Origin of the sequence: Massilia sp. Leaf139 (genome assembly GCF_001424165.1) — a bacterium.
Classification (GTDB): Bacteria; Pseudomonadota; Gammaproteobacteria; order Burkholderiales; family Burkholderiaceae_D; genus Telluria.
This window is the reverse complement of sequence record NZ_LMOJ01000024.1, coordinates 339,296-358,319: the sequence shown is the minus strand read 5'-3', so window position 1 is coordinate 358,319 and position 19,024 is coordinate 339,296. Positions and strand designations below refer to the sequence as shown.

At 64.7% G+C, this 19,024-nt stretch carries 20 protein-coding genes; 6 read left to right on the top strand and 14 right to left on the bottom strand.

The features are described from left to right. Positions 1-23: 23 nt before the first annotated feature. The 3 genes from ASF77_RS17375 to flgB are packed head-to-tail and all read right to left on the bottom strand — an operon-like array spanning position 24 to position 1,562. Positions 24-716, bottom strand: coding sequence for a flagellar hook assembly protein FlgD (locus ASF77_RS17375; RefSeq protein ID WP_056342012.1), 693 nt, complete (start codon positions 714-716; stop codon positions 24-26). 19 nt (positions 717-735) lie between these two features. Next, positions 736-1,137, bottom strand: a complete 402-nt coding sequence (gene flgC / locus ASF77_RS17370) for a flagellar basal body rod protein FlgC (protein WP_056342009.1) — start codon at positions 1,135-1,137, stop codon at positions 736-738. 5 nt (positions 1,138-1,142) lie between these two features. Then, positions 1,143-1,562 carry a flagellar basal body rod protein FlgB gene (gene flgB, locus ASF77_RS17365; RefSeq protein ID WP_056342005.1) on the bottom strand — a complete coding sequence of 140 codons (420 nt, stop codon included), beginning with the start codon at positions 1,560-1,562 and terminating at the stop codon, positions 1,143-1,145. A gap of 159 nt (positions 1,563-1,721) precedes the next feature. On the opposite strand from flgB, the gene flgA reads away from it, so the two are divergent. From flgA to ASF77_RS17340, 5 genes are all read left to right on the top strand, one after another. Then, positions 1,722-2,414: a flagellar basal body P-ring formation chaperone FlgA gene (flgA, locus tag ASF77_RS17360; RefSeq protein ID WP_056342001.1), complete on the top strand. Its 693-nt coding sequence runs from the start codon at positions 1,722-1,724 to the stop codon at positions 2,412-2,414. A gap of 149 nt (positions 2,415-2,563) precedes the next feature. After that, positions 2,564-2,875, top strand: a complete 312-nt coding sequence (flgM, locus tag ASF77_RS17355) for a flagellar biosynthesis anti-sigma factor FlgM (RefSeq protein ID WP_056342313.1) — start codon at positions 2,564-2,566, stop codon at positions 2,873-2,875. A gap of 6 nt (positions 2,876-2,881) precedes the next feature. Beyond that, a complete protein-coding gene (locus tag ASF77_RS17350; RefSeq protein WP_056341997.1) occupies positions 2,882-3,349 on the top strand; it encodes a flagella synthesis protein FlgN in 468 nt (155 codons plus the stop codon). 213 nt (positions 3,350-3,562) lie between these two features. After that, the gene (locus ASF77_RS17345) at positions 3,563-4,585 is read left to right on the top strand and encodes a M35 family metallo-endopeptidase (RefSeq protein ID WP_082493851.1); all 1,023 of its coding nucleotides are present in this window, start codon (positions 3,563-3,565) and stop codon (positions 4,583-4,585) included. Between the two features lie 243 nt (positions 4,586-4,828). Next, the gene (locus ASF77_RS17340) at positions 4,829-5,932 is read left to right on the top strand and encodes a M35 family metallo-endopeptidase (protein WP_056341993.1); all 1,104 of its coding nucleotides are present in this window, start codon (positions 4,829-4,831) and stop codon (positions 5,930-5,932) included. A 45-nt stretch (positions 5,933-5,977) separates the two neighbouring features. Here the strand turns inward: ASF77_RS17340 and ASF77_RS17335 are convergent, their stop codons facing one another. The 10 genes from ASF77_RS17335 to ASF77_RS17290 form a co-directional block, all read right to left on the bottom strand. Next, complete coding sequence (locus ASF77_RS17335; protein WP_056341991.1) at positions 5,978-6,469, bottom strand: hypothetical protein; 492 nt, start codon at positions 6,467-6,469, stop codon at positions 5,978-5,980. A gap of 146 nt (positions 6,470-6,615) precedes the next feature. Further along, the gene (gene motD / locus ASF77_RS17330; protein WP_056341988.1) at positions 6,616-7,344 is read right to left on the bottom strand and encodes a flagellar motor protein MotD; all 729 of its coding nucleotides are present in this window, start codon (positions 7,342-7,344) and stop codon (positions 6,616-6,618) included. A gap of 1 nt (position 7,345) precedes the next feature. Continuing rightward, positions 7,346-8,089 (bottom strand): flagellar motor protein, encoded by a 744-nt coding sequence (locus tag ASF77_RS17325; RefSeq protein WP_056341983.1) that lies wholly within the window; start codon positions 8,087-8,089, stop codon positions 7,346-7,348. Beyond that, the gene (locus tag ASF77_RS17320) at positions 8,071-8,799 is read right to left on the bottom strand and encodes an RNA polymerase sigma factor FliA (protein ID WP_056341980.1); all 729 of its coding nucleotides are present in this window, start codon (positions 8,797-8,799) and stop codon (positions 8,071-8,073) included. Before ASF77_RS17320 ends, ASF77_RS17325 begins: the two co-directional genes overlap by 19 nt. A gap of 16 nt (positions 8,800-8,815) precedes the next feature. Next, a complete protein-coding gene (locus tag ASF77_RS17315) occupies positions 8,816-9,640 on the bottom strand; it encodes a hypothetical protein (RefSeq protein WP_056341978.1) in 825 nt (274 codons plus the stop codon). Then, the gene (flhF, locus tag ASF77_RS17310) at positions 9,633-11,099 is read right to left on the bottom strand and encodes a flagellar biosynthesis protein FlhF (RefSeq protein ID WP_056341975.1); all 1,467 of its coding nucleotides are present in this window, start codon (positions 11,097-11,099) and stop codon (positions 9,633-9,635) included. Before flhF ends, ASF77_RS17315 begins: the two co-directional genes overlap by 8 nt. A 238-nt stretch (positions 11,100-11,337) precedes the next feature. Continuing rightward, positions 11,338-13,446: a flagellar biosynthesis protein FlhA gene (flhA, locus tag ASF77_RS17305; RefSeq protein ID WP_056341972.1), complete on the bottom strand. Its 2,109-nt coding sequence runs from the start codon at positions 13,444-13,446 to the stop codon at positions 11,338-11,340. Positions 13,447-13,458: 12 nt separating this feature from the next. Continuing rightward, positions 13,459-14,634 carry a flagellar biosynthesis protein FlhB gene (gene flhB, locus ASF77_RS17300; RefSeq protein WP_056341970.1) on the bottom strand — a complete coding sequence of 392 codons (1,176 nt, stop codon included), beginning with the start codon at positions 14,632-14,634 and terminating at the stop codon, positions 13,459-13,461. 99 nt (positions 14,635-14,733) lie between these two features. Continuing rightward, on the bottom strand, positions 14,734-15,279 hold the full coding sequence (gene rfbC / locus ASF77_RS17295) for a dTDP-4-dehydrorhamnose 3,5-epimerase (RefSeq protein WP_056341967.1): 546 nt from the start codon (positions 15,277-15,279) through the stop codon (positions 14,734-14,736). Positions 15,280-15,304: 25 nt separating this feature from the next. Then, positions 15,305-16,453 carry a glycosyltransferase gene (locus tag ASF77_RS17290; RefSeq protein ID WP_082493850.1) on the bottom strand — a complete coding sequence of 383 codons (1,149 nt, stop codon included), beginning with the start codon at positions 16,451-16,453 and terminating at the stop codon, positions 15,305-15,307. Positions 16,454-16,872: 419 nt separating this feature from the next. Here ASF77_RS17290 and ASF77_RS17285 point away from each other — a divergent pair, with 419 nt between their 5' ends. After that, complete coding sequence (locus tag ASF77_RS17285) at positions 16,873-17,961, top strand: hypothetical protein (RefSeq protein WP_056341964.1); 1,089 nt, start codon at positions 16,873-16,875, stop codon at positions 17,959-17,961. A gap of 83 nt (positions 17,962-18,044) precedes the next feature. On the opposite strand, the gene ASF77_RS17280 is transcribed toward ASF77_RS17285, so the two are convergent. Next, entirely contained in the window at positions 18,045-18,992 is a 948-nt protein-coding gene (locus ASF77_RS17280; RefSeq protein WP_056341961.1) for a fumarylacetoacetate hydrolase family protein, read from the bottom strand. Between the last annotated feature and the right edge of the window lie 32 nt (positions 18,993-19,024).

The window sequence follows — 19,024 nt, the reverse complement described above, 5'->3', positions numbered from 1 at the left end:
CCCGGAAAGTATTGGGGTCGTAATTAGAGAACTTGCTTGATGTCGGCGAGGGTGATCGCCCCTTTGCCTGCGAGGTTCACCTTGACCCCGTCTTTGGTATTCGTGCTGACGCTGGCGACCGTGTCGAGCGTCAGGGCTTTCACGTCCGTCAGCGGCTGGCCGCCTTGGGTGGCCACCACGCGGAAGCTGTACTTGCCGTCGGCCAGGGTGGCGGCGTCGACGCTGTCGCTGCTGCCGTCCCAGGCCAGCGGCATCGCGCCCGCCTCGGCCGACCCGAGCTCGATCGTCGCCACGTCCTTGCCGGTGCGCGGATCGGTGACGATCACCTGCACGTTGTCGGCAGCGGTAGCCAGCTCGACGCCGAACACCGACTTGCCGCCCGAGAGGTTCAGGGTGCTGCCTTCGACCAGCACGCCGTGGCCGATCAGGCTGGTGGCCGACATCGCCTCGGTCGACTGGTAGCTCGACTTCAGCGATTCCAGCGTCTCGTTCAGTTTATTGACGCCGGTGACGGTCTGCAGCTGGGCCAGCTGGCTGGTGACCTGGGCGTTGTCGAGCGGGTTCAGCGGATCCTGGTTCTTCAGCTGGGTGACCAGCAGGGTCATGAACTTGTCGGTGTCGGCCTGGACGCTGTCGGTCGACTCCTTCTTCTTGGCGTTCATGGTCGACATCAGGTCGGTGATCGACGTGCCGGCGGCGGCGTTGACGGTGGACATTGTTCAGTACTCGCTTGGATTATTGACCGAGGGTCAGGGTTTTCAGCAGCATGCTCTTGGCCGCGTTCATCGTTTCGACGTTGTTCTGGTAAGAACGCGAGGCCGACAGCATGTTCACCATCTCGTCCACCGGGTTCACGTTCGGCATCGTCACATAGCCCTTGTCGTCGGCCATCGGGTTCTTCGGGTCGTAGACCTGTTTCATCGGCGACGGATCGTCGACCACTTCCTTGACCTTGACGCCGGTGCCGCCGGTCTGCATCGGTACGGCTTCGAAGACGACCTGCTTGGCGCGGTAGGCCTCCCCCGTGGCGGAGGTGGCGCTGTCGACGTTGGCGAGGTTGCTGGCGACCGTGTTCAGGCGCTGGGCCTGGGCGCTCATGGCCGAGCCGGAGACATTGAAGATATTGAAGAGCGACATGGTAATTATTGACCGTTCTGGATCGCCGCCATCAAGCCGCGGATCTGGTGGTTGATCATCGTGATGCCGGCTTCGTAGCGCAGCGCGTTGTCGGCGAACTGGTTGCGCTCGACATCCATGTCGACCGTATTGCCGTCCACTGCGCCCTGCACCACGCCGCGGTACAGCACCGGGGTGCCGTCGGGCAGCGCCTTGCCGTCCGCCGCCGGCTGGACGTGGCCTTTATTCGTGGCTGCCAGCGGAGCGGCAGCGCCTGGGGCTTTTGCCAGGGCACCCTGCATGGCGCTGGCGAAATCGATGTCGCGCGCCTTGAAATTGGGCGTGTCGGCGTTGGCGATATTCGACGCGATCAGTTCCTGGCGCTGGGCGCGCAGGGACAGCGCGGATTCGTTGAAGCGTAAGTAGTTGTCGAGTTTGCCGATCATGCCGCCTCCGGGCCGATTTCTTGTTGGGACAGCGTGAATCATACGTTTGGGCAACACCACCCAATCGAAGGATCAGGCCGCCAATACCCCTCCTATTCAAAGTTTCGCTACGGCATCAACACGCCTAAGATGGCAGCCATCACGAAAGGCTGATCATTCATGTTCAAGAATTTCAAGCTGTTCTCCCTGTTGTTGTTGGCCGCACCCCTGGCGCTGGCGCAGAACGGCGCGCGCCAGGACGGCGCCGCGCTGCGCAAGCTCGCCGAAGGCTATCTCCAGGCGCAAAGCGCCGGATTGCCGGGCAAGGTCACGATCAAGGTCGGCGCGGTCGACCCGCGCCTGTCGCTGGCCGCTTGTCCGGCGCCGGAAGCTTTCCAGCAGCCGGGCGCCCGCCCCTGGGGCAAGACCACGGTCGGCGTGCGCTGCACGGCGCCCGTCTGGTCGATGTTCCTGCAGGCCCAGGTGAACGTCATCGCCGACTACGTCACCGCTGCCGTGCCGCTGGCCCAGGGCCAGGCGATCGACGCCAGCCAGCTGACGACCGTACAGGGCGACATCGCGGCCATGCCGAACGGGATCATCACCGACACGGCGCAGGCGATCGGCCGCACGCCGACGGTCTCGCTACCCGCCGGTGCCCCGCTGCGCCTGGATGGGTTGAAGAGCAAGCCGGTGGTGCAGCAGAACCAGGCCGTGCGCGTCGTCTCGCGCGGCGAGGGGTTCTCGGTTTCCGGCGAAGGCAAGGCGATCGGGAATGCCGGCGAAGGCCAGATCGTGCAGGTGCGCACGCCGCGCGGGGCGATCGTCAGCGGCACCGCGCGCGCTGGCGGTATTGTCGAAGTGGCATTGTAAGAAGGACTTGCAGCAGGCCTGGCGGCAAGGCCGGGCTTGTCTTTGAAAAAACTTCTTTGTTTTGGGTTCTGCGCTAAAGTTTGTGGCCGAACAGCCGTTACACACTGCAGATCCCGGAGTTCCTGCTCCGAACAGAGAAGGATAGTGCTGTGAAAATTAACGATACCCTCAAGGGCCAACAAGCCCAACAGCTTCAGAACACCCCGGCAGCGAACGCCAAGCAGGCCGAAAAGGCTGCCGCAGCGGCCGCCCCGACCCAGACGCAGACCGACAGCGTGCGCCTGTCGTCGCAGGCGCAAGGGGCCAGCGGCACCTCGTCGAGCTCGCAAGTATTCGACGCCAAGAAAGTTGAACGTATCAAACTTGCAATTGCCGATGGGCAGTTCCAAGTGAATTCCGAAAGGATCGCGGACGGCCTGCTCGATACCGTGCGCGACCTGCTCCACTCACGCAACCGATAACGACCCATGACCCGTCCGAACGCCACCCTCCCCGCCGAACACGAGCGCATCGCAGCGCTGGTCGAACTGATGAAGCAGGAGCAGCAATTGCTGGTGGCGGCGGACGCGGACGCGCTGGGAGCGCTCACGCCACGCAAGGTGGCGCTGGTGCAGGAGCTGGCCCAACTGGCGCACCAGCGCCATGCCGCGCTGGCCGGCGCCGGCTTCATGGCCTCGGAAGCGGGCATGGAACCGTGGCTGGCGGCGCAGGGCGACGAAGCCGCGCGCACTGCCTGGACGGGCTTGCTGGCGCTCACCGCCGACGCCAAGGAACTGAACCGGGTCAACGGCATGCTGATCAACCGGCAGATGGCACATAACCAGACCGTGTTGAATGCCTTGCGTACGCCCACGGCGGCGCCGGAGTCGACCCTGTATGGGGCGAAGGGACAGACTTTCGGGACGGCGCCGTCGCGGCGCTTCGTGCTCGGTTAAATATCGATAACACGGCCGCCGATGCGGCCGTTGTTGTTTTTGGAATCAAACTTCGCCTCCAATCGATTGTGCGCTGAACGCGTGGGCGGCGCACAAGCCGCGTGGATGCGGGCCGAAGGGTGGAGCCGACCACCCTACTTGCTGTAACGCAAGCTCCATCACTTCTAACAAGCGGAAAGTATTCCTGATTGTCATCAACTGACGGAGGAATCCATGCACCGCACCGCCCTCGCTTCCCTGCTCCTGGCCGCCGCCCTGCCCGCCCTGCCCGCCCAGGCCGACACTGCCGTCACCATCACGCCCGAGCGCGCCGCCCTCGGCAAGCGCGACGACGTGTTCGTGACCGTCACGCTCACCAATACCGGCAGCGCGCCGGAACGCATCCTGAGCGCGCGCACGCCCTTCGGCCCGGCCGAATTCGCCCTGTTCGACATCACCCGCGACGGCCAGCCGGTGCGCTACCTGGGGCGCGAGGTCAAGCGCCCGGTGCCGCGCGCAGCGGACTACATGCTGATGGCGCCTGGCGAAAGCCGCAGCGCCCGGGTCGAACTCTCGCGCTCCTACGACATGGCCGCCACCGGCGCCTATGCCGTACGCTACCGCGGCGCGGCGCCTGCCGCCGCCCTGCAGGCCGGCGCCATCACCTCGAACACGGCCGCCATCTTCATCGAAGGCCGCCTGCCGCGCGGCACCAGCACGCCGCTGCTGGCCGCGCCGACGGCGCCGAGCCTGTCCTACGCCCAGTGCTCGAACGCCCAGCAGGACACGATCGCCGAAGCGGTCGCCGCCGGCAGCGCGATGGCGGCCAACGGCTTGGCGTATCTCACCAGCGGCAAGGAGCAGGGCCAGCGCTACCTCAACTGGTTCGGCGCCCTCGACGCGGCGCGCCAGGCAACGGTCAACAAGAACTTCGCGGCCATCAAGGACGCCTTCGAAACGAAACCGGTGAAGGTCGATTGCGGCTGCGACGAGGATTATTTCGCCTACGTCTATCCCTTCCAGCCCTACACCATCTATGTCTGCAACGCCTTCTGGACGGCGCCGATGACGGGCACCGACTCGAAGGGCGGCACCATGCTGCACGAGATGAGCCACTTCGACATCGTCGCCGGCACCGACGACCACGTGTACGGCCAGCAGGGCGCGGCCGAGATGGCACGGACGGCGCCGCAACGCGCGATCAACAATGCGGATTCGCACGAATACTTTGGCGAAAACACGCCGCCGCTGAATTGATTCGACCTGTGTCAATACGCGCTAGCACGACGGGGAAAAGAAATCCAGCGAAGCACAAAGTAAATGCATGATTGTTACTTTTTCGCAAACGCATGCCACACACAATCCGAATTGCATTGCTGTCAGCTCATGAATTCGCCAGTATGGGGGTGAGTTTTCGTTAGATTGAAGTCAAGGTTTATGCGGAAACTCATCAAAAGAAGGGCCGATACGGCCCCGACAAACCACATACGGAGAAGACACATGAGCAACAGCATCTGGAAGTCGGTATTCGGTATCGCAGCACTTGGCATCGCAGTTGGCGCACAGGCAGGATCGAACGGCGTGAAGGTGGACGTGGCGCTCGACAAGAGCACGCTCGGCCCGAGCGACGACGTGGTGGTGAAGGTGACCCTCACCAACACCTCGTCCACGCCGCAATACGTGCTCAAGGCGCGCACGCCCTTCGAAGGCCTGTCGGCGCCCTTGTTCGACATCACCCGCGACGGCGCCAAGGTTGCCTACACGGGCGCCCTGATCAAGCGCGGCAAGCCGACCCAGGCTGACTACTACCTCCTCAAGCCGGGCGCTTCGCACACGGTGAAGGTCGAGCTCTCCTCGCTGTACGACATGAGCGTCAGCGGCGACTATGCGATCAAGTACCGTACCGCCTCGCCGGATCTGTTCCTCGCCGCCGACAACGGCCGTGCCCGCGCCGCCGCGGCCGGTGCCGCCGACATCGGCGAACTGCAGTCGGACGCGGCCCGCGTCTACATCGAAGGCCGCCTGCCGCGCGGCGCCGAGTCGCCGATCATGCAGGCGCTCAAGCGTCCCGACGGCGGCGGCACCGTCTCGCCGATGGGCCTGAGCTACGCCTCCTGCACGGCTTCCCAGCAGAGCACGATCGCTTCGGCGATTTCGGCGGCGAAGACGATGAGCAACGGCTCGGTCAGCTACATGGCCAAGACGACCATGGGCCCGCGTTATACCAAGTGGTTCGGCGCCGTCAATTCCACCCGCCAGGCGCAAGTCAAGGCGAACTTCGCGGCGATCAAGGATGGCTTCGACAACAAGAACGTCGTCGTCGACTGCAGCTGCAAGCAGAGCTACTACGCCTATGTGTACCCGACCCAGCCGTACAAGATCTATGTCTGCAAGGCCTTCTGGACGGCGCCGCTCACCGGCACCGACTCGAAGGGCGGCACCCTGGTGCATGAGATGAGCCACTTCGACGCCGTCGCCGGCACCGACGACAACGTGTATGGCCAGAGCGGCGCCGCCAGCCTGGCGATCAGCAATCCGGCCGCCGCCGTGCAGAACGCCGACAACCACGAGTACTTCGCCGAGAACACCCCGGCGCTGAACTAATCGGTCGGCAGCGATGAACGCCGCGGCCTCATGCCGCGGCGTTTTTCATTTCATGTTGTAGATGAAGGAAACGGGCCGCGCGCCGAATTCGAGGGGCTTGTCGAGCTGCTTGAGGTCGGCCAGCACCGGGCCGTTGTAGCCGATGTGGTAGTTGTGGCGGCCCTTGACGAAGGCATAGCTGTGCGTGATGTCGATCGTGTTCATCAGCATCTTGCCCGGCTCGAGCGGCTGGTAATCCGCGCCCGTCAGCGCGGCGCGCTTGACCATCTTGCCCGTGTACTTGAGCGGCTTGCCGCCGGCGTCGCGCACGTCGAAACGGGCGCCCGTCAACTCGTTGCCCGCCGCCAGTTCGCGCGGAATCCAGACCGTGGTCTTGCCCTGGTTGGTGAAGGTCAGTTCCACCAGCACCTTGCCGGGCGGCGTTTCGATGTCGATGCTGTGCTTGACGCTCACGTTCGGTTCTCCGGCAGCGCCCGCGAGTTGGGGCAGGAAGCTCGCCGCGCCGAGGGCGGCCAGCAGGATCAGTCTGCGCTGCATTGTCAGCTCCGTATGGTTGTGTCGCTTATTGTACGATGGACGTAGGGTGGACTCTCCGAGCCACGCGGTGATACGTACCGGCTCCGATTTCGTGCTCGGCGATCTCGCTGTCGCGTATCAACGCGTGGGCGGAGGATCCGCCCACCCTACATCGCCGCTAAAATCGTCACGGCCACGCGCCGGTTCCGCGCCCTGCCCGCCTCGTCCGTATTCGGCGCCAGCGGCCGATTCGCCGCATGCCCCACCGCCGTCAGCCGCCCTTCCGCCACCCCGCTGTCGATGAACAGGCGCACCACGCTGCTCGCGCGCGCGCTCGACAGCTCCCAGTTCGAGGGAAAGGCCGGATTGGCGATCGGCAGGTTATCGGTATGCCCTTCGACTTCGATCGCATGCGGCTCACCCTTGAGCAAGGAGGCCACCGTGCCCAGCGTCGTGCGCGCCTCGCCGCCGAGCGCCGCCTGCCCTTCCTCGAACAGCACCTTGGCATTGATCTCGACCGTGACGCCGCGCGCGGTCTGGGTCACGCGCACCTGCCCGTTTTGAATCAGCGGCGCCAGCGAGGCGTTCAGCTCGCGCGCCAAGGTGTTCAGGCGTTCGCGTTCGCGCCGCGCCGCTTCCGCCCGCTTGCGCGCGATGATGCTCGTGAGGGGAAGCTGTTCGATGGTGGAGCTGGCCTGCGGCACTTCGGGACGGCCGCCGAAGGCATCGCCCAGCGCGTCCGACAGCGCCTTGTACTTGCCGGTGTTGACCACCGAGATCGCATACATGACGACGAAGAAGGCGAACAGCAGCGTGATGAAATCGACGTAGGAAATCAGCCAGCGCTCGTGGCTCTCGCGCGTGTGGTCGTCGTCGTCGTAGCGTTTGCGCGCCATCTCAACGCTTCGCCAGCAGGCTGGCCACGCGCTCCTCGACCACGCGCGTGTGGTTGCCGCTCGCCAGGTCGTGGAACACCTCGAGCAGGATTTCGTATTGCGCCACCTGATCCGACACGATCGCCTTGAGCTTGTTCCCGACCGGCAGGAAGAACAGATTGGCCAGGCCCACGCCGTACACGGTCGAGACAAAGGCCACCGCAATGCCCGAACCCAGGCGCGACGGGTCGCTTAAATTTTCCATCACGTGGATCAGGCCGAGTACGGCGCCCAGGATGCCGATCGTCGGCGCATAGCCCGCCGCCGCTTCCCAGATGCGCGCGGCCTGGCGCTCGGCGAATTCGAAGGCGGTGATTTCCGTTTCCAGCAGGCCGCGGATCTTCTCGGGCGCGATGCCGTCGACCACGAGGCGCAGGCCTTTCTGGACGAACGGATCCTTGGTCGCCATGTACTGCTCGAGCGAAAGCAGGCCGTCGCGCCGCGCCGTGTGGCTCCACAGGGCGATCTCGCGCGACAGCGGCTGGCGCCGGCTTTTGGGCGGAAAGAACACCCAGCGCAGCATTTGCACGCCGCGGCGGAAGGTGCGGGCTTCGGACTGCAGCAGCACGGCGCCGAAGGTGCCGACCACGACGATGGCAAAGGCCGCCGGTTGAATCAGGGAGGCAAAACGCCCACCGTCGAGCGTATGCCCGACGACGAGTCCCGCGAGGGCGAGGGCCAGCCCGATCAGGCTGGCGAAGTCCACAGCTTTTCCTTGAGCGAAGCGCGCAGGCGGGCCACCGCCTGGGTATGCAGCTGGGAGACGCGCGACTCGGACACGCCGAGCACCGCACCGATTTCCTTCAGGTTCAGCTCTTCCTCATAGTAGAGGCCCATCAGGATCTTTTCGCGCGGCGGCAAGGAGTCGATGGCGTCGATCACGGCCGAGCGGAAGTCGGTGTCGAGCAGCGCGCGCAGCGGGTCGTCCTCGTCCACCGCATAGCGGTCGAGGAAGCTGTCGTTGCCGTCCTCGTCGTGGAAGTCTTCGTAGTACACGAGTTGGTGGCCGCCGCCTTCGAACAGCATTTCCTGGTATTCGGAGAGCGGGATGTCGAGCGACTTCGCCACTTCGGTTTCGGTCGGCGGACGGCCGAGCTTTTGCTGGAGCGAGGTCATGGCCGTCTCGACTTTCTTCATGGTCTGGCGCGTACTGCGCGGCATCCAGTCGTTACTGCGCAGCTCGTCGACCATGGCGCCGCGGATGCGCAGCACGGCATAGGTCTCGAACTGGGCGCCGTGGTTGTCTTCGTAGCGGTTGATGGCGTCCAACAGGCCCATCATCCCGGCCTGGATCAGGTCGTCGACCTCGACCGAGGGCGGCAGCTTCGCCTTCATCTGGTGCGCAAGGCGCTTCACGAGCGGCGCGTGCTCGGTGAGCAAGTGGTTCTTGTCCGCTTTTCCTTTAACGGTATACATACTTTTTATGCTTTTCTCAGGAACCAAAACGGGCGCCACCGCCCTGGCGCATGCGCGGCAGCGTAAAGCGTCCGGCCAGCGCGCGGAAGGCCACCGACGCCCCGGCCAGCGGGAAGGCGTCGACCACCGAGCGTCCCAGCCGCGCCGCGCGATGCAGGTATTCGTCGGCCGGCACCGAGCCCATGGAACTCAACGTTACTGCAAGGTAACGACTTGCTGCTGCCGACATATTATCGTAAACAATCTTCGCCTCGGCTTCGCTTGCCCCGGTGACCAGGATGCCGAAGGGACGGCGTCCGAGTTCCTGCGACAGGCGCTTGATCAGGCCGTAGGCGTTGGTGATCGAGGTGGCGCCGGTCGAGACCTGCACCACGATTTCCGAGTCGGCCAGCTGCGGCACGGCGAAGCTGCCATCGCGGTTCAGTTCGCCATCGACGATGACGATGCCGCCCTGCTTTTTGACCAGCACATCGAAGGCTTTCGACAGGCGGCGTGCTTCGTCGGCATTGCCGGCCGCCTGACCGTCGCGCGCCAGCAGCGCCACATTGAAACCTTGGGGCGCGGTCTGCACCACCTGGTTCAGCGCGCATTCCTGGCGCGCCACCTGCAGCAGGCTGACGTGGCGTTCCATCTCCAGGCGGCGGGCGACGCCGTAATCGCGGCGGCAGGCGTCGACGATCAGGACTTCGTTGCCGGCCTGGGCCAGTGAGGCGCCCAGGTTGACCAGCATCGCGCCCTTGTCGTCGCTCGGGGTGGCGGATAAAAACGTGACGATGCGTGGCTTGGGGCCGGCCAGCATCCGGCGCAGGCCTTCGGCCTGGTCGAAATCGAAACTAGCCAAAGCGCACCTCGCGCAGGCTTTCGTCCTTGTGCACGTTGCCGGTGCCGGCCATCATCAGCGGCAGGTCGGCATCTTCATATTGATTGGCGCCGTCGCGGCGGCCGCGGAAGGCGCGGTCGACCAGCATGGCGCGGTCGGCCAGGTGCAGGTCTTCCGGCACGCGCTGGCCGTTCGAGATGTAGTGCAGGTTCAGCTTCTGGCGGATCACGACGTCGAGCACGTTGCCGATCGAGGCGGCTTCGTCGAGCTTGGTCATGATGCAGCCGTGCAGGCCGCTGCCCTGGTAGGCGCGCACGACTTCGGCCAGGGTTTCGTTGGTCGAGGTCGCGTTCAGGCACAGCAGACGTTTCACGTCGGCGCCGGCGCCGGTCAGCATGGCGACCTGTTCGGTCACCATCTGGTCGCGCTGCGACATGCCGATGGTGTCGATCAGCACGGTGTGCTTGTTCTTGAGTTCCTTGAGGGCGATGCGCAGGTCGGCTTCGTCCTTCACCGAGTGCACCATCACGCCCAGGATCTTGCCGTAGATGCGCAGCTGCTCGTGGCCGCCGATACGGTAGGCGTCGGTGGTGATCAGGGCCAGCTTTTCCGGGCCGTGGCGCATGACGCAGCGCGCGGCCAGTTTCGCGGTGGTGGTGGTTTTACCCACGCCGGTCGGGCCGACCAGGGCGAAGACGCCGCCCTTGTCGAGCAGGTTGTCTTCGTCGGCCATGGTCGTCAGGTTACGGGCGAGCACGGTCTTAATCCAGCGCATCGCTTCCGCCGCATCCTTGTTGGCCGGCATCTTGTCGATCAAGTAGCGCGACAGCGAAGCCGAAAAGCCGGCAGCCAGCATTTCGCGCAGCACGGCCGCCTTTTGCGGTTCGCGCTGCTGGGTGCCGCCCCAGGACATTTCGGCCAATTGCGTTTCCATCATGCCGCGCATGGCGCGCAGTTCGCTCATCATGCCGCTCATCTCTTGCGCTGCGGACTCTTTGGCTTGCGCGATGGCGGCCGACATCATCGAGGTCATGGCGGCCATGTCGAAAGCCGGCTCCGGCTGCGGCGCGCGGCGGTTGGCATAGCTGTGCTCGGCGGCGAAGTCGCGCTCTTCCGGCAGCGGCTGCGCGGCGCGGCGGGTGGCGTAGACGGGCTCGGCGGCGAAATCGTCGGTTTGCGGTGCGCGGCGGGCTGCGTAGATCTGTTCCGGCGTGGCGGCAGTGGCGGCGGCGCGGCGGTTCGTGAAGCTCGGCGCTTCCGGTTCGAAGGCGTTCAGGTCGAGGCGCGGCTGCGGCTGGGCCATGTCGGAACCCGGCGCGGGGGCGGCCAGGGAAGCGACATCGTCGTTGTCGAGCGCCAGGATTTCGACGACGCCGTCGACAGGACGGTTCGAGAGGATGACGGCGTCAGGGCCCAGCGCATCGCGCACCTTGCGCAAGGCTTCCCGGGATGTTGCCGCTGTAAATTTCTTCACATTCATCTTATTCTCCGCACTGCTCTATTCGATTGTGTCCGGCACACGAACGGCCGGTCTATAGAAGCAATTATTGACGATGCCGTGAAGCAAGCATCCGGGGAAAAGGATGGGGAAAAGGGGTTAATTCGATTTAGATGGGGTTTGCGGACGATCGGGCACAGGAATACGCACGAAACGCGGGCATGCCCGCCCTACAACGGCGATGCACCGTAGGGCGGGCATGCCCGCGGGGGTTACTTAATCAACCTGCGCCGACGAGACTCGTCACACGAATCGTCTTGGTCTCCGGAATCTCCGAATGCGACAAGACCTTCAACTGCGGCAATGCCCGGCGCAGGAAACGCGACAGCAGTACCCGCAGCGGCGCCGGCACCAGCAGCACCGGCGTGTGCCCCATCGCTTCCTGCTGCTGCGCGGCGTTGTGCGCCTGCTGGGCGATGGTGTCGGCCAGGCCCGGCTCGATGCCGGTGCCGTCGCCGCCCGCGCCCAGGGCCTGCATCAGCAGGCGCTCGAGGCGGTTGTCCAGGGTCATCACGGACAATTCATTGGTGCCCGGGAACAGCTGCTGCACGATCGCGCGGCCCAGCGCCACCCGCACAACGGCCGTCAGGTCGCTTGGATCCTGGGCGCCGTTCGAGTGTTCGGACAGGGTCTCGATAATGGTGCGCATGTCGCGGATGTGCACGCCTTCGGTCAACAGGTTCTGCAACACCTTCTGCAGGGTCGACAGCGACACGACCTTCGGCACCAGGTCTTCGACCAGCTTCGGCGTGTCCTTGCCCAGGTGATCCAGCAGCGCCTGCACTTCCATGCGGCCCAGCAGTTCCGACGCGTGCGTCGTGATCAGGTGGTTCAGGTGGGTCGCGACGACGGTACCGGCATCGACCACGGTATAGCCCAGGTTCTGCGCTTCGTCGCGCATGCTCGCCTCGATCCACACGGCCGGCAAACCGAAAGCCGGATCGGTCGTCGCCTGGCCCGGCAACGTGCCGCTGGCCATGCCCGGGTTGATCGCCAGGAACTGGCCGTTGATCGCCTCGCCAGTGCCCACTTCCACGCCCTTCAGGGTGATGCGGTAGCTTGAGGGTTTCAATTCCAGGTTGTCGCGGATGTGTACCGGCGGCGCCAGGAAGCCGACTTCCTGGGCGAACTTTTTACGAATACCCTTGATACGCTTGAGCAGCTCGCCGCCTTGCGTCTTGTCGACCAGCGGAATCAGGCGGTAGCCCACTTCCAGGCCCAGGGTATCAACCGGCATGATGTCCTGCCAGGTCGCCTCTTCCGCCTCGGCCGCGCCGCTGCGCTCGGCGCCCGCCGCCGCTTCCGTGGCCGCCGCTTCCGCTTCGCGTTCCGGCGCCGATTTCGCGCGCTTGGCCAGCAGGTAGCCGCTGCCGCCCAGTACGCCGCCCAGCAGCAGGAAGACCAGGTTCGGCATGCCCGGGATCAGGCCCATGCCGGCGATGATGGCGCCGGTGATGTACAACACTTCCGGTTTTGCGAACAGCTGGCCGATCATCTGGCCGCCGATGTCCTCGTCGTTGGCCACGCGCGAGACGACCATACCGGCCGCGATCGAGATGATCAGCGATGGAATCTGCGCCACCAGGCCGTCACCGATGGCCAGCAGCGTATAGGTCTTGGCGGCCTCGCCCACGGCCATGTCGTGCTGCACCACGCCGACGATCAGGCCGCCGATGACGTTGATCAGCGTGACCATGATGCCGGCCACGGCGTCGCCCTTGACGTATTTCGAGGCACCGTCCATGGCGCCGTAGAATTCGGCTTCCTGGGCAACCTCGGTACGGCGCTTGCGCGCTTCCGGCTCGGAAATCATGCCGGCGTTCAGGTCGGCGTCGATCGCCATCTGTTTACCGGGCATCGCATCCAGGGCGAAGCGCGCGCCGACTTCGGCGATACGGCCCGCACCCTTGGTGACGACGGTAAAGTTGATGATGGTGAGAATGACGAACACGACGATACCGACCGTGTAGTTGCCGCCGATCAGGAAGTGACCGAAGGCTTCGATGACCTTGCCGGCCGCCGCGCCGCCGGTGTGGCCTTCGGTCAGGACAATGCGAGTAGAAGCTACATTCAGCGACAGGCGCAACATCGTGGACACCAGCAGGATCGCCGGGAAAGCCATGAAGTCGAGCGGCTTGACCGTGTACAACGCGGTCAGCAGCACGATCACCGACAGCGCGATATTAAAGCTGAAGAACAGGTCGAGGATGAAGGCCGGCAGCGGCAGGATCATCATCGCCAGCAGCAGGATGATCAGGATCGGCGCCGCCAGGGCATTGCCCTTGGCACCGATCGCTCCCATCCAGCCCGGCAGTCTCAAACTATTCATTCAGGTGCTCCGTTATTCGTTGTTCGGCTTTGCAGCGGGTTTGACTTGTGAAGCTGGGTTGTGCGGATCCATCTCCGGCGGCACCGGCAGCTTGGTAGGACGATCCGGATAATGGCCGCCGACCTTGCTGTAGTTACGCAGCTGGAAGACGTAGGCCAGCACTTCCGCCACCGCCGAGTACAGCTTTTCCGGGATTTCGTCGTCGATTTCCGTGTGCTTCCAGAGCGCACGGGCCAGGGCCGGTGCTTCCAGCAGCGCGACCTTGTTTTCGCGCGCCAGTTCGCGGATCTTGGCCGCCACCTCGTCGGCGCCCTTGGCGACGACGCGCGGCGCGCCCGACTGGCCGTCGGTGTACTTCAGCGCCACCGCATAGTGGGTCGGGTTGGTCACCACGACGTCGGCAGTGGGCACATTCTGCATCATGCGGTTGCGCGCCATTTGCCGCTGCATCTGGCGAATCTTCCCTTTAATCTGAGGATTGCCGTCCGATTCCTTCGATTCCTGGATCATTTCCTGGCGCGTCATCTTCAGCTTGTTGTTGTAGTGCCAAAGCTGGTAAGGCGCGTCGATCAGGGCGACCACGCCCAGCGAACCGACGATGAAGAGAAAGGCGCGCGCCATCAGGTCAGCCACGTGGCCGGTGCCCGCGCCCAGCGGCTCGACGGCCAGGCCCAGCACGGCGTCCTTCTGGCTCATGATGACGACCCAGGCGACGGCCCCGACCAGTACGGTCTTGGCGATCGCCTTGAGGAGTTCGATCAGGGCATTGGTGGAAAACATGTTGCCGATCCCGCTGATCGGGTTCAGCTTCATGAAGTTCGGCATGAAGGCTTTGGAACTGAAATTGAAGCCGCCGATCAGCAGCGGCGCGGCCAGCGCGACGAGCATGATGGCGAAGGCCAGCGGCAGGCAGGCCAGCATCACGCCGCCGACGTCGTTGGCGATGCGTTCCAGGAGAACGTTCGGGTTGTAGATCTGGTCGCGGTTCAGGCTCAGGCCGGAAGCGAGCGCGCCCGACAGGCGGCCGGCGAGGCTGCCGCCGGTGATCCAGAGGCCGGCGCCGGCGGTCATCAGGACGGCGAAGGTGGCGAGCTCGCGCGACCGGGGAACGTCGCCGTCTTCGCGGGCCTTTTCCAGTCTTCTGGGGCTTGCGTCTTCTGTCTTCTCTGCGTCGCTGTCTTCCGCCATCTTCCGCTCCCCTGGTTACCGTTACACCATGCAAGGAGGGATTATCGCCGCTATTGCACTACGGCTATAGAAGGAACAAGGAGGAAAAGTACCGCCAAATCAGTCGAACAGGTCGGCGTTGCGAAAGGCGCTGCCGCCCAGGTCTTTGGCCGACAGGACAGGCGGCGCGGCCAGCGGCCAGGCGACCGCCAGCTGCGGATCGTCCCAGGCGATGCAGCGCTCGTGCTCCGGCGCCCAGTAGTCGGTGGCTTTGTACAGAAGCTCAGCCTCTTGCGAGAGCACCAGGAAGCCGTGCGCAAACCCTTCCGGAATCCACATCTGGCGGCAATTCTCCGCGCTCAGCTCGGCGCCGACCCATTTCCCGAAATGGGGCGATCGACGGCGCAGGTCGACCGCCACGTCGAACACGCTGCCGGCCACGGCGCGCACCAGCTTGCCTTGCGCTTGTTTTACCTGGTAATGCAGGCCGCGCAGCACGCCGGCGCCGGATTTCGAGTGGTTGTCCTGGACGAAGCGCACGGGGCGTCCGATGGCGGCGTCGAAGCGCTCCTGGTGAAAACTTTCGTAGAGAAAGCCGCGCCCGTCCCCGTGCACCTGGGGCGTGAGCAGCAATACATCGGGGATGGCGAGGGCTTGGACGAACATGATGTGGGCGCCGGGGCGCCCCGGATCAGGACTGCAGCGAGGCGGATTCGGATTCGAGGTCGGCCAGCGAGACGCGCGCCGGTTGCGGACGCATCGCGCGGCGGCGGCGCGCACGGGCCGCGGACGCCATGTACCAGTAGCAGCCCAGGTAGAGGCCGAAGCTGATCAGCGTGCCCTGCACCAGGGTGGTCGAATCCTGCGGGAAGCGCACCGCGAACCAGGCCGGCACGGCGGCCAGCAGCCAGGAGAACGGCGACACGCAGGCATTGCGCACCGGTGCGCGGAACTTGCGGAAATAGCGGCTGGCGACGGCGATCTTGACCAGGCTGTGCAGGTGGCAGCTGTCGGGCTGGCCGGGATGGCGGCGGCACCAGAGGCGGCGCGCGATCGTGAACACGGTTTCGAAGGTCGGGTAAGCGCAGGCCAGCAACGGTGCCCAGCTCGACACCTGCGGATTGCGGTAGACCAGGGTCACCGACAGCCAGGCAAGCAGGAAGCCCAGCAGGTAGGCGCCGCCATCGCCCAGGAACAATTTACCGTACGGGAAATTAACAAGGAAGAAACCGGCCGTCACGGCGCAGATGATGAAGCAGGTTTGCGCCAGTTCGGCGTCGCCGCACTCGAGGGCGATCATGCCGACCGCCACCAGGCCGATCACGACCGTGCCGCTGGCCAGGCCATTGAAACCGTCAATGATGTTGACCGCATTCGCCACGCCGCCCACGGCAAACGCGGTGAACAGCACCGACAGCGGCAGCCAGGTCAGCGCCACGTCGAGCAGGTCGATACCGGTGTGGGTAATGCTGACGCCCGTCAGCGCCCAGCAGGCCACGCCGCTGGCCATGGTCGCGATCAGGCGCGCGCCGATCGAGACGCGGCGCGTCATGTCTTCGGCGATGCCGAACAGGAAAGCGGGCGCGGCGGCGCAGAGCAACGGCGCGAGCAATTGCTGCTGCGATGGCGAGGACACCACGCAGGCGAACACCAGTCCCAGCATGATCGCCAGTCCGCCGATGCGGGGCGTCGGCACGCTGTGGAACTTCTGCACGCCGGCGGTGGCGTCGAGCGTGAACCGGCCATGCCAGCGCGTTGTCGCGACCAGCAGCAGGGAACACACCAGCGAAACTGCCAGGCCGAGTTCAAAAGCAACGATGTTGGTTTCTATTGGTTCCATAAATGGGACTTGATTAGCCGCCGAATTCTAACGCATTTCTCCACAGAAAGCATCAACCGGACGGCAATCGTGCCTTATTCACTTCCGGTTCATCCAGCGCGCATGGCAAAAGCCTAAGTCGCTGATTTTGTGTGGCGTTTTGGGGGTTCGATAACCGAATTGAGGAATGGCAATATTTATTGAAGCAGCTTTTTATAATATTTTCCGACATTTGGTGACAGGTTATGACGTATTTCTGCCACGTTTTAAGCGCCAATATTTACATCCCGTTACACCTTTATTCGGAGCCACGCTTGAAATTCTTTCTCAGTGTTCAATATGGTTGCCTAGCATTATTCATTTTCGTTTTTTCCGTTTCTCCAGGACATGCTCAATCCATTTCCAAAAGCGATCTCGATGCCGCGAAACAGGCGCTCGAATTGCGGATTCTGGAATCGAACGCCGATGCCATCATGGCCCAGCGCGAAGCCGAAACGCGCCAGGCTATGCGCGAGGCCGAGCGCGCGGCCCTGCTCGCCCAGTTGCCGCCGGCAATGAGCCGTCCCCTGGAAGGTAAGCTCGACATGCGCCAGTTCGGCGCTGCCGGCCTGGTGCGCGCGGTCGACCTGGCGCGCGAGCTCGCCGGCGAGGTCTGCACTGCCCTGCCGTCCGATGCGCGCAGCGTCGTCCACGACCCGGCCACCAGCGCCGGGATCGTCGCCGCGCGCGGTGTTAACGATGCACTCCTGCGTTTGGCTGACGAGCTGGCGCGCCGCAACAAGGACATGCAGGCCTATATCGACGCCCACACCCCGCCCGGCGCGCTCGGCGGCACGCTGGCAGTCGCGCTGACCGTGGTGCCAGGCGTCCTACGCGCCGCGGCGGATACCAGCTCCCTGTTCAAGACCGACGTGACCGCGTCCGGCATCGCCTATGGCGACGGCGCCCGCGCCCTGTTCGCGAGCGCCCTGGCGGAGCGCTGCCCCGAGCGCATCGCCGGCCTCGGCGGCGGCTACCTGGGCGAACTCGACGCGGCCCAGCACGAGCGCCTGCTCGGCAAGCTGCGCTCGCTCGCCAGCCACCGCGCCGACTATGCCAACCGCATCGCGATCCTGGACAAGCTGGCCGACGCGGCGAAAGGCGAGGAAAAACGCGACATGGGGGCGGTGGCCAGCGCGGCCGGCGCCGTCCTGAAAGCCATCGACGCCTTTATCGACTCGCTGCGCGCCGGCGAAACGGGCGATAGGAGTCCACTGACGAATGCCGCGCGCTATCTCGGCTATGCCCAGCGCACGGCCGGTGCGCCCGTGCTCGATTTCGACCTGCGCCTGGAAGGGATGAGCATCGTGGAGGACAAGTTATTTACGGGCCAACAGCTGCGCCTCTCGGCGATTGCCCTGCTCTGGTTTCGGGTGCATGCGCCGGATGGCACATTGCGGCTGGCGCGCACCGTCAGAAAAATGGCGCCGCCGGTGGAGGTGGATTTACGCGGGAAGGCGGTGGAGGGCAGTTTCTGGAATGGACGGTGATGCTGTACCGGGCTTCGTAGAGTGGAGTCCCGACTCCACGGCCGTTAAAAGCCGGCAATCGAAATCCCGATAAAACCGGCAACCTACGCCTTCGCGATTTTCTGTTCAATCGCCCCAAACACCGACTTCCCCCTTTCATCCAGCATCTCCACGCGAATCGTATCGCCGAAGCGCAAATACGGCGTACTCGCCTCCCCGTCGGCCAGGGTTTCGATGGCGCGCTGGTCGGCAATACTGGCATATCCCGGCGCCACCGCTCCGCGTTTGGTACTGGTTTTGTTCGCCACCGGCCCGGCGCCGACGATGCTGCCGGCACGCACCCGGCGCGTCTTGCAGAGGTGCGCCACCAGTTGCGGAAAATTGAAGGTCATGTCGACGCCGGCATCCGGCTGCCCCACCAGGTTGCCGTTCAGGGCCGCGCGCAGGCGCAGGTGCAGTTTGCCGCCGCGCCAGGCGTCGCCCAGTTCGTCGGGCGTGATCGCCACCGGCGCAAACCCCGTGGCCGGCTTCGATTGCAGGAGACCGCCGCCCCGAGCCAGCTCGTCCGGCATCAGGGCGCGCAGGCTGATCTCATTGACGAGGGTGAGCAGGCGGATGCGGCCATGGGCCTCGTCGGGCGTCGCGCCCATCGGTACGTCGTCGAGGATGGCCGCGATTCCGGCCCCGAAATCGATGCCCCATTCCTCGTGGGCAAGGACAATCTCCTCATGCGCACCAAGCGGCTCGCCGCCGCCCACCATCACCGGTTCTTCGGCCGTGGGCTGCTGCCAGGCTGCGCCCATCGTCCAGCTGGACGCGCGCGGCAGCGGCGCCATGCAGTGCGCGGGATCGAAATCGAAGGCGCGCCGTGCCTGGCCGCTATTGAGTTGCGCGTACAGGCCGTCGAGTTGGGGCGCCATGAAGGCCCAGTCGTCGAGCGCGGCCTGCAGGGTCGGCGCGATGGCGTCGGCCATGTGGGCAGTTTTCAGGTCGCGCGCGACGACGGCCAGCTGGCCGTCGCGGCTGCCATCCTTGATCGTTGCAAGTTTCATTGGCGGACAGACAAAATCATCGAGCCCGCCAT